The organism is Blautia massiliensis (ex Durand et al. 2017) (assembly GCF_051861785.1).
Lineage (GTDB): Bacteria > Bacillota > Clostridia > Lachnospirales > Lachnospiraceae > Blautia_A > Blautia_A luti_A.
The window spans coordinates 3,734,978-3,748,051 of the sequence record NZ_CP146725.1; the positions used below are offsets into that span (position 1 = coordinate 3,734,978).

Sequence of the window (13,074 nt, forward strand, 5' to 3'; positions counted from 1 at the left end):
AAGAAAGAGAATGAGAATTCAGAAGGGAATAAAGTATGCTGAAGATAAAGAATTACGTAAAGGCAGAAAGCCTTGAACAGGCATATGAACTGAACCAGAAAAGAACAGCCTGTGTGCTGGGCGGTATGGTCTGGCTGAAAATGGGAAACCGGAACATCATGACAGCCATTGACCTGTCAGGTCTTGGGCTGGATACTATTACAGAAACAGAAGAAGCATTTGTGATCGGCTGCATGACACCACTTCATGCGCTGGAAACCCACAAAGAGCTGAATGCCTATACAAACAGTGCTATCCGTGAAAGTGTACGGCACATTGTGGGTGTGCAGTTTCGAAACTGTGCCACAGTGGGCGGAAGTATTTTCGGAAGATTCGGGTTTTCCGATGTACTGACCATGTTTCTGGCACTGGATACCTGGGTGGAGCTGTACAATGGCGGAACCATTCCGCTGGCACAGTTTGCATCCATGGAAAAGGATAACGATATCCTGGTAAATATCATTGTAAAAAAACAGCCGCTGAACAGTGTGTACTTAAGTCAGCGGAACAATTCCACAGATTTTCCTGTGCTCACCTGTGCGGCCGCTCTTATTGACGGAAAAGCAAGAACTGTCATTGGGGCCAGACCCGGAAAAGCAATGATCGTGGAAGATGAAGAGGAAATCCTAAAAGATTTTGTACAGATGAATGCACAGCAGAAAAAGGATGCAGCAGCATCTTTTGCCGCATATGCGGCGGAACATGTTTCTACAGACAAGAACATGCGTGCTTCACAAGAATACAGAAGTCTTCTTGTGAAAGTCCTTACAAGAAGAGCCTGGGAAGAGATCGGAGGGAGAGCAGAATGAATATCACTTTCTGGCTGAATGGTGTAAAACGGCAGGCAGAGGTACGTCCGGATGAACTGCTTCTGGATTTTCTGCGGAAAAACAGCTGTTACAGCGTAAAACGTGGCTGTGAGACTGCAAACTGTGGTCTCTGTACTGTGCTGATGGATGAACGTCCGGTACTGTCCTGCTCCATGCTGGCTGCCCGCGCAGACGGGAAACGGATCGTGACTCTGGAGGGAATGCAGGAGGAAGCAAAGGAATTCGGCGCTTTTATGGCAAATGAGGGAGCAGAGCAGTGCGGATTCTGCAATCCGGGATTTATCATGAATGTATTTGCCATGTTAAAGGAACTGGAGGATCCCACAGAAGAGGATATCCTGGAGTATCTTTCCGGAAATCTGTGCCGTTGCTCGGGATTTGTGGGACAGACCAGAAGTATCCTGAAATTTCTCGACTATAAAAAAGGACAGGAGGAAGGAAAATGAAATACGTAAACAAGCCGGTGCCAAAAACAGATGCAATGTCGCTGGTAACCGGAAAACCGGTCTATACCGATGATCTTGCACCTTCTGACTGCCTGATCGTCAAGATCTTAAGAAGTCCTCATGCCAATGCCTGGGTGGAAGAGATCAAGACAGATGCTGCAAAGAAGATCGAGGGGATTGCCTGTGTGCTGACCTATGAGGATGTTTCCCACAAAAGATTTACCCTGGCCGGGCAGACAGCGCCGGAGATCAGTCCATGGGATCGCTATATCATAGATAAGCATGTGCGTTTTGTAGGGGATCCGGTTGCCATCGTAGCCGGTGAGACAGAAGAGGCAGTAGATAAAGCACTGAAGCGCATTAAGGTAAAATATCGTGTGGAGAAAGCGGTTCTGGATATCCACACAGCCAAGGATAATCCCATTCTGGTGCACCCGGAGGATGACTGGTATATGCCGATCCCGGCCGGCGGAGATAATAAGCGTAATCTCTGTTCCTCCAATGTAGAAGAAGTGGGTGATGTGGATGCCATGCTGGAAAAATGTGCGTATACAGTAGATCAGGTTTACCACACAAAGGCAAATCAGCAGACCATGATGGAGACCTTCCGTACCTACTGTTATATGGACCATTTTCAGAGACTGACGGTGGTTTCTTCCACCCAGATCCCGTTCCATATCCGAAGGATCGTAGGAAATGCGCTGAACATTCCGTCTTCCAAAGTTCGTGTGATCAAGCCTCGTATCGGCGGGGGCTTTGGTGCAAAACAGTCTTCTGTCAGTGAGGTTTTCCCGGCACTGGTAACATGGGTTACCGGGCGTCCGTCCAAGATCGTTTTTTCCAGAAAGGAATCCATGATCGCGTCTTCTCCGCGTCATGAGATGGAAGTCCATATCCGTATGGGTGCAGACGAAAACGGTATTGTAAAGGCAATCGATCTTTATACTCTTTCCAACACCGGTGCCTATGGAGAGCATGGGCCTACAACCGTAGGACTTTCAGGCCATAAATCCATTGCGCTGTATCGTCATACGGAAGCCTACCGTTTTGCTTATGATGTTGTTTACACCAATATGCAGGCAGCTGGCGCTTATCGTGGCTATGGTGCCACACAGGGTATTTTTGCTGTGGAGTCCGCAGCAGATGAGCTGGCTCATAAGATGGGAATGGATCCGGTAAAATTCCGTGAGCTGAACATGCCTATGGAGGGAGAGGCACTTCCGGGATATCCGGATGTACCGATCAACGGCAGCTGTACCATGGATAAATGCCTCGCCCGTGCAAAGGAAATGATCGGATGGGATGAGAAATATCCGTTCCGTGATATGGGTAACGGCAAAGTACGGGGTGTCGGTATCGCTATGGCCATGCAGGGCTCATCTATTGCAGGGATCGATGTCGGCGGAGCAGACATTAAATTAAATGAGGATGGTTCCTATACCCTGGCACTTGGATGTTCTGATATGGGAACCGGCTGTGATACCATTCTTGCTCAGATGGCAGCAGACTGTCTGGATACAGATATGAAAAATATCGTGGTATTCAGTGTGGATACGGATATTTCTCCCTATGATTCCGGTTCTTATGCATCTTCCACAACCTATGCAACCGGAAATGCCGTGATCCAGGCCTGCGGAGAACTCAGAAAGAGAATCCACGCTTTTGGCGCACAGATGCTTGGAGTATCTGCAGAGGATTCTGATTTTGACGGAGAAAAAGTCCGCACAGAAGACGGAAAAGAGGTAACGCTGCAGCAGATCGCAGGAAAAGCGACCTGTGGAGTCTGCAGTGAGCTTCAGGTTGTAAAAGAATATTCTTCTCCGATCTCTCCGCCACCGTTTATGGTAGGTGCCGCTGAAGTGGAAGTCGATAAAGAGACCGGACAGATCGATGTCATTGATTATGTGGGCGTGATCGACTGTGGAACTCCGATCAATCCAAATCTTGCCAGAGTGCAGGCAGAAGGCGGTATCGGTCAGGGAATCGGAATGGTTCTGTATGAGGATGTGCAGTATACAGATAAGGGAAAGATCCGTAACAATTCTTTTATGCAGTATAAGATCCCCAACCGTATGGATATTCCGAGGGTGCGGATCGAGTTTGAGAGTAGCTACGAGAAGACAGGTCCTTTCGGCGCAAAATCCATTGGTGAGCTTGTGATCGATACACCTTGTCCGGCTATTGCCAATGCAGTTTATAATGCAACAGGTGTACGTGTCAGAGAGCTCCCGATCACTCCGGAGAAGGTTGCAATGGGAATCCTTGCCAGAGAAGCCGGAGAGAAGGTGTGAAATGCAGGAGCTGATACTGGCAATTGTCGGACTGATCCTGGAGCTGCTGGTATTTTTCTGTGCAGGAAGTCTGCTGACACGGATACTGAAAATGAAGGCGGAAGTAACCATGGAACTGGTCTTGGGATATCTTCTGTATTTTGCGGTTTTTGAGATACTTGCAGTTCCTATGACACTGAAATGGGTAAAACTGAGTACCTTTACGTATCTGTGGATGGTGATCATGGCAGCTTGTGTACTGGCAGCATGTCTGTTTGCGCATAAACTCTGGAAGGGACAGCTGAACCGGATAGGAGAAATATTACGGAAGCATTCACTGCTGCTGCTTTTGACCGCTGCGGCAGTGATCCTGCAGTGTTTTCTGGTGGCTGCATATCAGGACGTTACTGCAGATGCAACACATTATATTGGTGAAGTAAGCACTTCCGTGTATACAGACACTCTTGCCCGATACAGTCCGCTTACCGGTGTTATCCAGAGAAATTTTAATCTCCGCTATGATCTTTCTGCATATCCGATGAACAATGCGGTGTGGTGTGTCCTTCTGGGCATCCACCCGATTGTTCAGTCCAAGGTCGTGATGTCTGTGATCAACATGCTGATGATCAATCTTCTGATCTACCAGATCGGAAAAAGCTTTTTTCGTGGAGATGAAAAAAAAGCAGACCTGATGGTTCTTTTTGTGTGTCTGATGCAATTGTTTTCTTTTTCTATCTATACAACAGGAACCTTTGCGTTTATGCGGGTTTATGAAGGGAAGGCCCTGCTGGCAAATATTTCCATTCCGGCAGCGCTTCTGGTAAGTATACGGCTCTGGCTCAACAAAGATGGCAGAAATAAAGAGAGCTGGGTGCTGCTTTTCATTGCTGCAGTCAGTGCGTTGACGTTTTCAGGATCCTCCCTTATTTATCCTGCAGTAGTCAGTACGGCAATCCTTCCGGTGATGGTGCTGAAGAAAAAGCTTTCCTACGCGCTTCCCTATGCGCTTTGTATGCTGCCGGGATTTTTGTATGCCCTGGTTTATTTTTCGGCGAAGCTTGGATGGATCGCATTTCCGGCATCATAGGAAACTGGGAAGATACCATAGATAGGAGAAGAAAATGGCGGGAGTAACGATCGAAGAACTGGGACTGCGTTTTGTGCAGATCTGTATGGAAAATTACTGGAGCGGCTGTCTGCTGCCTGTATTTTTTCTGGCAGGTATACTCTGGGATATTTTTTACCGCAGGAGAAAAGAATCCAGAGTATTCCTGTATTATCTAGTCTTTCTGGCACTTACGGTATATAATCCGGTTCTTGTAAAATATGTGATACCAAAGGTACATTTTGAAAATGAATATTATCGTTTTATCTGGATCCTTCCGGTGATCCCGGGTGCTGCCTATTATGCTGTACGGATCGTGGAAGTGGTAAGGTTTCGATGGCTGAAGGCTGTAACAGCGCTGATCCTTGCGGCAGTGATCGTCACTACGGGGACACCTGTTCCCGGCATTGCAAAAGATTATGTGATGGCGGAAAACATCTATAAAGTCCCGAATGAGCTGCGCTCAGTATGCGATGTGATCCATCAGGACTGCGATAAAGAACAACCCAAGGTTGTTTTTGACAATGAGCTGAATCTGGTGGCTAGACAGTATGATCCGTCACTGATCCTTGTTCTGGATCGTAATTTTATCCTGTATCGTGCAGGAAGTACTGTGGTAGGAAACTACGAAAACAGCAAGGCCTACCAGATCCAGAAAGTGATCATGGATGTGATCAGTTATCAGATGGATGTGGGAATCGATAAGTTCCGGCAGGTATTGAAAAGAACGGAAACCGATTATCTCGTTCTTCCGGTAGATCTTACAAATCATGACTATATCCGTCAGGCAGGATGTACCCCTATTGCGCAGACAGAAAAATATGTGGTATACAGGTTTGAAGGGTGACTGTGTTCGCCCTTCTGGCCTGGAAAAATGACTAAAGTGCGTAAAATGATACGGAGAACGGAGTGAACAGCAACCATAAAATGTGTGATGAATATGTACTGTTTAAAAAAATCTTTACAATTTCATGGATTTGTGTTAAAATCATAAACAGTGTAAACCTACTTTGATAATTTCATACCTGAATTTAGAAGTTATGTTTTTCATTATGCACCTGTAGCTCAGTGGATAGAGCAGTGGTTTCCGGTACCATGTGCGGGGGTTCGATTCCCTTCAGGTGTGTTACCCGGAACAGTGGGAATTGTTCCGGCGTGTTGTTATGATAAGGAGGACAAGAACTTGGATGATTTCAGAGAATGGTTATCAGATAACCTTCGCTATTTTATGTTAGGCGGAGCCATTCTGGTGATCGTGCTTGTTCTGATCTTTGGCGTCCGCGCCTGTGTTGGAGGTAAGAAGGGGAATTCCAATAAAGATCAGACAACAGCCCAAAGTAACCAGGAAAATGATCCTTCTTCTCCGGCAAATGATGGGGAGACAGACGAGAAGAAAGACGCCAGTTCCGCGGCAGATACGGATGCGGAGACAACCATGGAAAAAGCCAGCACGGAAGTAACCGAGCTGATTCAGAGCTATTATAAAGCTTTTGGGGAAAAAGACATTGCAACACTTAAGACGATTGAGGACGGATTTACGCCGGCTGACGAGTCGCAGATTAATTCAAGGGATTATATTGATGGGTATGAGGTACAGAATGTTTACGCTAAGAAGGGACTGACGGACGATTCGTATGTCGTTTATGTAGTCTTTAATTATATCTGTACTGGAATTGAGACTCCGGTTCCGGCACTGAGCCAGTTTTATGTGGAGACGGGCAGTGACGGCAATCTGAAGATCAAAGGTGGTGCTGATGACGATGCAGATATCAGTGCCTATGTGAAAAAACTGGAATCTGAGAAGGATGTGCAGGAGCTTATCAGAAAGGTAAAGACGGACTATGAAGCTGCGCAGGAGAGTGATCCCTCTCTGGCAGAATTCCTTCAGGGCCTTGGTGAAGATGCCAGTGCTTCCGCAGATGCAGGAACAATGCTTACAGTTACAGAGGATTGTAATGTTCGTGCTTCCGCAGATTCAGAGGGTGAGGTTATCGGTGGTTTTTCTGCAGGAACGGAAGTTGAAAAGAAAGGGCAGGAAGGCGACTGGATACAGGTTGATTATGATGGACAGACCGGTTATGTCTATAGTGGTCTGTTAGAATAATAAGGGTTAATAAAATGCAGGTTCCGGAAGAACCTGCATTTTTGTTGTTTATATATAACGAAAGATCATTTTTTGAGTGAACCGTCTGCTGCCAATGTGTATTTTTTTCCATTTACGGTGATGGTTCCGGTCTGCATGATTCCGTCTTCGTCCAGATAATAACGTTTTTTGCCTAGGGTGATCCAGCCGGTCTGCATGATCCCATCCTTGTTGAAATAATAACGATGACCATCTGTGTCGGTAAGCCATCCGGTATAGGCGGTTCCGTCAACCATAAATTTCCAGTTGGTGCCATCCGGTGTCCAGACTCCGTTTTCTGCCTCCGGCGAACCCTTTTCTGTTTCGGGAATCTCTGTGGGAACAGGAGACGGTGTGGCGGAAGGTGAAGGAGTGCCGGAAGATATCGATGCATCTGTATGGTGATCGCGATCTGAACTTGGTTCAATAGTCGAAATATCGCTGGTATTTATGGAAACTACGGAAGTACTGCTGCTTTCAAAAGGACCGGCCGATGACTGGGTAAAGAGAATACCGCAGATCAGACACAGGAAAACAGCGACAAAGATCAGCAGCCGGTTCATACGTGGAGTATGCTCTGACATGATTTTCCTCCTGATATTTAAGTATATTTCTGTTTATCATACAATAATGAGAAAGAAAATACAAGAAAAATAACCGGTTGCGAACGCATGAGAAAAAATATATAATAGAACAATGGACGAAAAAATCAGAATCAATAAATATTTAAGCGATATAGGAGTCTGCTCAAGAAGAGAGGCAGACCGACTGACAGAAGCGGGGAGAGTTACTGCCAATGGAGAACTGGTTTCCACAGGAATGAAGGTCCTTCCGGATGCGGAGATCTGTATTGACGGAAAGACTGTAAAAAAACAGGAAAAAAAGATCCTGCTTCTTTTTCATAAACCAAAAGGGATTGTCTGCAGTACCAAGCAGCAGCGGAAAGAGGTAACAGTAACAGAATATCTGGATTATCCGGTGCGGATCTATCCCATAGGACGGCTGGATAAAGATTCCGAAGGACTGCTTCTCCTTACCAATGAAGGAGATCTGGTGAACCGTATCATGAAGGCGGGGAACTACCATGAAAAGGAATATCAGGTGACCGTGAATAAACCGGTGACAGAAGAATTTATCCGTGGTATGGGCGGCGGAGTGCCGATCCTTGATACGGTCACACGTCCCTGCAAGGTTACAAAAACAGGGAAAAACAGTTTTTGTATCATCCTTACCCAGGGTCTGAACCGCCAGATCCGTCGTATGTGTGAATATTTCGGATATAAAGTCGTAACACTGAAACGTGTTCGGATCATGAATCTGTATATTGATGGCCTGGAAGAGGGGAAATATCGTGAGATCCGGACGGAAGAACGAAAAGAACTGGAGGAGATGCTTTCCTCCGAAAAATCAGAAAAAAGGACGGGAGGAAGCCATGAACGAATCATCCATAAAAAAAATGAAAGAGCTGGGAGAAAAGCTCCGGGAAGCGTCCAGGGCCTATTATCAGGAAGACAGGGAGATCATGTCCAACGTGGAGTACGACGCCCTGTACGACACTCTGAGCGCACTGGAGAAAGAAACAGGGATCGTTCTGGCAGACAGTCCAACCGTTAATGTAGGATATGAGGCAGTGGAGCAGCTCCCCAAGGAGGAACATGAGAGACCGATGCTGTCTCTGGATAAAACCAAAGAGAGAGAAGCTTTGAGAGAGTTTATCGGGGAACATCCTACACTTTTATCCTGGAAGCTGGATGGCTTAACGATCGTGCTTACCTATGAAAACGGAGAGCTTATAAAGGCAGTTACCAGAGGAAATGGTATTGTGGGAGAGGTTATTACCAATAATGCCAGAGTATTTAAGAACATACCTCTGAAAATTTCTTTTAAAGGGAGACTGGTACTTCGCGGAGAAGCCATCATTACTTATTCGGATTTTGAAAAGATCAACAAAACTATCGGAGATGCAGATGCCAAATACAAAAATCCCAGAAATCTCTGCAGTGGTTCTGTCCGCCAGCTGAATAACGAAATTACAGCGAAGAGAAACGTACGGTTTTATGCTTTTTCTTTAGTGAGTGCGGAAGGCGTGGATTTCCGGAATTCCAGGGAGGTGCAGTTCCGGTGGCTGAATGAACAGGGTTTTGAGGTTGTGGAATATCGAAAAGTCACAGCGGAAACTCTGGATGAAGCGATGGATTACTTTGCGGAAGCAGTTACGACCAATGATTTTCCGTCAGATGGGCTTGTGGCATTGTATGATGATATTGCTTACGGAGAATCTCTGGGAACTACGGCCAAGTTTCCAAGGAACGCCATGGCATTTAAATGGGCCGATGAGATGCGTGATACAAGACTTCTGGAGATTGAGTGGAGCCCGTCCAGGACCGGACTGATCAATCCGGTAGCAATCTTTGAGCCGGTGGAACTGGAAGGAACCACAGTGAGCAGGGCCAGTGTGCATAACATCAGTATCATGAAGGAACTGAAGCTGGGGATCGGAGATACCATTCGTGTATACAAAGCAAATATGATCATTCCTCAGATTGCGGAAAATCTGACCGGAAGCGGTAATGCACCGATCCCGCACACCTGCCCGGCCTGTGGACAGGAAACGGTAGTAAAGAAAGAAAACGATGTGGAATGTCTTTTCTGCGTCAATCCGGGGTGCCCGGCCAAGAAAATCAAATCCTTTGGGCTTTTTACAAGCAGGGATGCCATGAATATCGACGGACTTTCCGAGGCAACGCTGGAGAAATTTATTGCCAGGGGATTTATCCATGACTTTGGCGATATTTTTGAGATCAGCCGGTATAAGGATGAGATCGTGGAAATGGAAGGCTTTGGGCAGAAATCCTATGATAATCTTATGGAAAGCCTGGAACGGGCGAAAGAGACTACACTTCCAAGGGTGATCTACAGTCTTGGGATCGCAAATATCGGTCTGGCTAATGCAAAGGTGATCTGCCGTCATTTTGACAATGATCTGGACAGGATACGTCATGCCAGTCTGGAAGAGTTCAGTGATATTGATACCATCGGGCCGGTCATTGCCGGAAATCTGGTAGCTTATTTTAAGGATGAGGATAACAATCGCCGCCTGGATCATCTGATGAACTTTCTTCATATTCAGGAGGACAGTCCCAAACAGGAACAGATCTTTGAAGGAATGAATTTTGTGATCACAGGAAGTCTGGTGCACTTTGGAAATCGAAGTGAGGCCAAAGAGCTGATCGAATCCCTGGGAGGCAAGGTTACCGGTTCAGTTACCAAAAAGACCAATTATCTGATCAATAACGACATCCAGTCCAATTCATCCAAAAACAAAAAGGCAAGAGAACTGGGGATTCCGATCCTTTCAGAAGAAGATTTTCGGAAACTTGCCGGAGTGCAGTAAAGGCCGTACAGACTGGAGATACTTTTTATCTGAAGAAAAAAGCCGAGCGGCTCCTTTATAAGAGACGCTTCATATATAAGGAGGGCAAACAATGCCGATCAAAACACAGGGGGATCTTCCGGTAAAGGAGATCCTGGAGAGCGAAAATATATTTGTAATGGACGAAAAACGTGCCATGCACCAGGATATCCGTCCGATCCAGATTCTGATCCTGAATCTGATGCCGCTGAAAGAAGAAACAGAGCTGCAGCTTCTGCGTTCTCTTTCCAATACACCGCTGCAGGTGGATGTGACATTTATGGCTGTGGAGAGCCATGAAGCCAAGAATACATCTCTCAGCCATCTGAACAAGTTTTATGAAACATTCACCGATATAAAGAAACGTAAATTTGATGGAATGATCATCACAGGAGCACCGGTGGAGCAGATGCCTTTTGAGAAAGTGGATTACTGGAATGAGCTGACTGAGATCATGGATTGGACTGAGAAGCATGTGACTTCCACGATCTTTCTCTGTTGGGCAGCGCAGGCCAGTCTTTATCATTTTTATGGCCTGGAGAAAAAACCTCTGGATAAGAAAATGTTCGGACTTTTCCAGCACAGGGTACTGAACCGTAAGATCCCGCTGGTCCGGGGCTTTGATGATGTATTTCTTGCGCCGCATTCCAGACACACAGAAGTTCCTATTGCAGATATCCATGCATGTAAAGACCTTACGGTCCTGGCGGAAAGCGAAGAGGCTGGTCTGTTCCTTGCAATGGCAGAGGGAGGACGTAAAATCTTTGTTATGGGACATCCGGAATACGACCGCGTGACTTTGGATGGCGAATATAAGAGAGACCTTGCCAAGGGTCTGCCTATTGAAATCCCGAAGAACTATTACAAAGATGACGATCCAAACAACAAACCACTCCTCACCTGGAGGGCCCATGCCAACAACCTGTATACGAACTGGTTGAATTATTACGTATACCAGAGTACTCCGTATGACCTGTACGGGACACCGGATTTCAGGGAAATTTAAGGAATATGAAATAAGTGTTAGCATAAGCTCATAAATCGTAGACAAAGCTATGATTTATGGGCTTATTTTAGATTGCTGCTTACGAAGGTCTTTCCTGAAAAACATTCCTACAAAATGTAGGAATAAATGCAATGTTTATGGTATGAAATGCGGCTGGTTTTTTGCATTTATTTTGATACAATCATTATATAAAAGACATGGAACTGAAATAAGAATTCCTGGTTACTGTTCATTGGTAATATTCTGCGAAGCGTGTTACTGAGAATGGAATGAACAGTGACAATTCTTGATGCAGGCCAGAATATGTTAACGGGAGGATAAATAGTATGATAATCATAGGTGAAAAAATCAATGGATCCATCCCCTCTGTGGCGGAGGCAATCGCAAACAGAGATGCAGAATTCATCAAGCAGCGGGCACTTGCTCAGGCAAACGCAGGAGCAAGCTATATCGATTGTTGCGCATCTGTTCCGGAAGCAGAAGAAGTAGAAACCTTGAAATGGATGATCGACTGTATTCAGGAAGTGGCAGATCTTCCGATTTCCGTAGACAGTCCCAGCGCAGATGTTCTTACAGAAGCTTACAAATTCTGCAGAAAACCGGGTATTTTTAACTCTGTATCCGGTGAAGGAGATAAGATCGATAAGATTTTTCCTCTTATGGCACAGCCTGAAAATAAAGGGTGGCAGGTTATCGCACTTCTAAGCGATGATACAGGTATCCCCAAAAGTGCGGAAGACAGGCTGAAGGTATTTGACAAGATCATGGCAAAAGCAAAAGAGTACGGAATTTCACCGGATCGTATCCATATTGATCCACTGGTTGAGATGCTCTGTACATCTGAAGATGGTATTGCGATGAACGTGGAAGTAATTTCAAGTGTCCGTAAACAGTATCCGATGATTCACATTACAGCGGCGATCAGCAACATTTCCTTCAATCTGCCGGTACGTAAGCTTATCAATTTCGGATTTGTGGTACTTGCAATGAATGCCGGCCTTGACAGCGCGATCATGGATCCTACAAACAGAGATATGCTTGGACTTGTATATGCAACAGAGGCATTGCTTGGTCTGGATGATTACTGTATGGAATACATCGGAGCATACAGAGAAGGCCTGATCGGACCTGTAAAAAATAAATAAAACGCATATGCGGAATGCGGATAAAAAGCGGAGGTGTTTGATTATGTCAAAAATCACAGAAGTAGCAGAATTGGTAGAAAAAGGAAAAGCAAAACTTGTAGGTGCAGCTGTACAGTCAGCTCTTGATGAAGGCTGTGAGGCAACAGAGATTCTTAACAGCATGATCGATGCAATGGCTGTTGTAGGTGAAAGATTTAAAAACGGAGAAATCTTTGTTCCGGAAATGCTGGTAGCAGCCCGTGCAATGAAAAAGGGTGTTGAGGTTCTGAAACCACATCTTGCATCCGGCGCTACAGGAAGTATGGGAAAACTTATCATCGCTACTGTAGCAGGAGATCTTCATGATATCGGAAAGAATCTTGTTGCAATGATGATCGAAAGTGCCGGCTTTGAAGTTATTGATCTCGGTGTTGATGTACCTGCATCGAAGGTTATTGAATGTTACAAAGAAAATCCGGATGTTAAGGTAATTGCACTTTCAGCGCTGCTCACAACTACAATGCCGGCTCTGAAGGATACAGTTGCAGCACTTAATGCGGAAGATTTCAGAAGCAATGTTAAGATCATGGTTGGAGGAGCACCGATCACGAAGAAATTTGCAGATGAGATCGGCGCAGATGGATATTCAGAAGATGCAGCAAGCGCAGCAGTTCTTGCAAAAGCTTTGGCAGCATAAGGGAAAATAAAACAGGCCGCTCT

Annotated in this window: 11 protein-coding genes, 1 tRNA gene and 1 pseudogene; 12 read left to right on the forward strand and 1 reads right to left on the reverse strand. The window is 45.7% G+C overall.

Annotated elements, in window-relative coordinates:
* Positions 1–35: 35 nt before the first annotated feature.
* The 7 genes from V9W66_RS17635 (at position 36) to V9W66_RS17665 (ending at position 6,794) form a co-directional block, all read left to right on the forward strand.
* Positions 36–848, forward strand: coding sequence for an FAD binding domain-containing protein (locus V9W66_RS17635; protein WP_144096028.1), 813 nt, complete (start codon positions 36–38; stop codon positions 846–848).
* Positions 845–1,315: a (2Fe-2S)-binding protein gene (locus V9W66_RS17640; RefSeq protein ID WP_015524717.1), complete on the forward strand. Its 471-nt coding sequence runs from the start codon at positions 845–847 to the stop codon at positions 1,313–1,315. Before V9W66_RS17635 ends, V9W66_RS17640 begins: the two co-directional genes overlap by 4 nt.
* A complete protein-coding gene (locus V9W66_RS17645) occupies positions 1,312–3,606 on the forward strand; it encodes a xanthine dehydrogenase family protein molybdopterin-binding subunit (RefSeq protein ID WP_144096030.1) in 2,295 nt (764 codons plus the stop codon). Before V9W66_RS17640 ends, V9W66_RS17645 begins: the two co-directional genes overlap by 4 nt.
* 1 nt (position 3,607) lies before the next feature.
* Positions 3,608–4,672 (forward strand): DUF6077 domain-containing protein, encoded by a 1,065-nt coding sequence (locus V9W66_RS17650; RefSeq protein WP_144096032.1) that lies wholly within the window; start codon positions 3,608–3,610, stop codon positions 4,670–4,672.
* A 34-nt stretch (positions 4,673–4,706) separates the two neighbouring features.
* Positions 4,707–5,537 (forward strand): hypothetical protein, encoded by an 831-nt coding sequence (locus tag V9W66_RS17655; RefSeq protein WP_144096034.1) that lies wholly within the window; start codon positions 4,707–4,709, stop codon positions 5,535–5,537.
* Between the two features lie 207 nt (positions 5,538–5,744).
* Positions 5,745–5,816, forward strand: a tRNA-Arg gene (locus V9W66_RS17660).
* A gap of 57 nt (positions 5,817–5,873) precedes the next feature.
* Positions 5,874–6,794, forward strand: coding sequence for an SH3 domain-containing protein (locus V9W66_RS17665; protein WP_243121844.1), 921 nt, complete (start codon positions 5,874–5,876; stop codon positions 6,792–6,794).
* A gap of 65 nt (positions 6,795–6,859) precedes the next feature.
* Here V9W66_RS17665 and V9W66_RS17670 read toward each other — a convergent pair whose 3' ends face one another.
* On the reverse strand, positions 6,860–7,396 hold the full coding sequence (locus V9W66_RS17670; RefSeq protein ID WP_144096037.1) for an N-acetylmuramoyl-L-alanine amidase family protein: 537 nt from the start codon (positions 7,394–7,396) through the stop codon (positions 6,860–6,862).
* 112 nt (positions 7,397–7,508) lie between these two features.
* Here V9W66_RS17670 and V9W66_RS17675 point away from each other — a divergent pair.
* The 5 genes and pseudogenes from V9W66_RS17675 to V9W66_RS17695 form a co-directional block, all read left to right on the forward strand.
* A pseudogene (locus V9W66_RS17675) lies at positions 7,509–8,159 on the forward strand (pseudouridine synthase); the annotation flags it as partial.
* 85 nt (positions 8,160–8,244) lie between these two features.
* Positions 8,245–10,206: an NAD-dependent DNA ligase LigA gene (ligA, locus tag V9W66_RS17680; protein ID WP_144096039.1), complete on the forward strand. Its 1,962-nt coding sequence runs from the start codon at positions 8,245–8,247 to the stop codon at positions 10,204–10,206.
* Positions 10,207–10,297: 91 nt separating this feature from the next.
* Positions 10,298–11,230, forward strand: coding sequence for a homoserine O-acetyltransferase MetA (gene metA / locus V9W66_RS17685; RefSeq protein ID WP_144096041.1), 933 nt, complete (start codon positions 10,298–10,300; stop codon positions 11,228–11,230).
* A gap of 326 nt (positions 11,231–11,556) precedes the next feature.
* Complete coding sequence (locus tag V9W66_RS17690; protein WP_144096043.1) at positions 11,557–12,375, forward strand: methyltetrahydrofolate cobalamin methyltransferase; 819 nt, start codon at positions 11,557–11,559, stop codon at positions 12,373–12,375.
* 43 nt (positions 12,376–12,418) lie between these two features.
* Positions 12,419–13,051, forward strand: coding sequence for a corrinoid protein (locus V9W66_RS17695; protein WP_144096045.1), 633 nt, complete (start codon positions 12,419–12,421; stop codon positions 13,049–13,051).
* The last annotated feature ends 23 nt before the right edge of the window (positions 13,052–13,074 follow it).

Coding starts and splice junctions, on each gene's coding strand:
- V9W66_RS17635 (WP_144096028.1), top strand. CDS start 36: ATGCTGAAGATAAAGAATTACGTAAAGGCAGAAAGCCTTGAACAGGCA.
- V9W66_RS17640 (WP_015524717.1), top strand. CDS start 845: ATGAATATCACTTTCTGGCTGAATGGTGTAAAACGGCAGGCAGAGGTA.
- V9W66_RS17645 (WP_144096030.1), top strand. CDS start 1,312: ATGAAATACGTAAACAAGCCGGTGCCAAAAACAGATGCAATGTCGCTG.
- V9W66_RS17650 (WP_144096032.1), top strand. CDS start 3,608: ATGCAGGAGCTGATACTGGCAATTGTCGGACTGATCCTGGAGCTGCTG.
- V9W66_RS17655 (WP_144096034.1), top strand. CDS start 4,707: ATGGCGGGAGTAACGATCGAAGAACTGGGACTGCGTTTTGTGCAGATC.
- V9W66_RS17670 (WP_144096037.1), bottom strand. CDS start 7,396: ATGTCAGAGCATACTCCACGTATGAACCGGCTGCTGATCTTTGTCGCT.
- ligA (WP_144096039.1), top strand. CDS start 8,245: ATGAACGAATCATCCATAAAAAAAATGAAAGAGCTGGGAGAAAAGCTC.
- metA (WP_144096041.1), top strand. CDS start 10,298: ATGCCGATCAAAACACAGGGGGATCTTCCGGTAAAGGAGATCCTGGAG.
- V9W66_RS17690 (WP_144096043.1), top strand. CDS start 11,557: ATGATAATCATAGGTGAAAAAATCAATGGATCCATCCCCTCTGTGGCG.
- V9W66_RS17695 (WP_144096045.1), top strand. CDS start 12,419: ATGTCAAAAATCACAGAAGTAGCAGAATTGGTAGAAAAAGGAAAAGCA.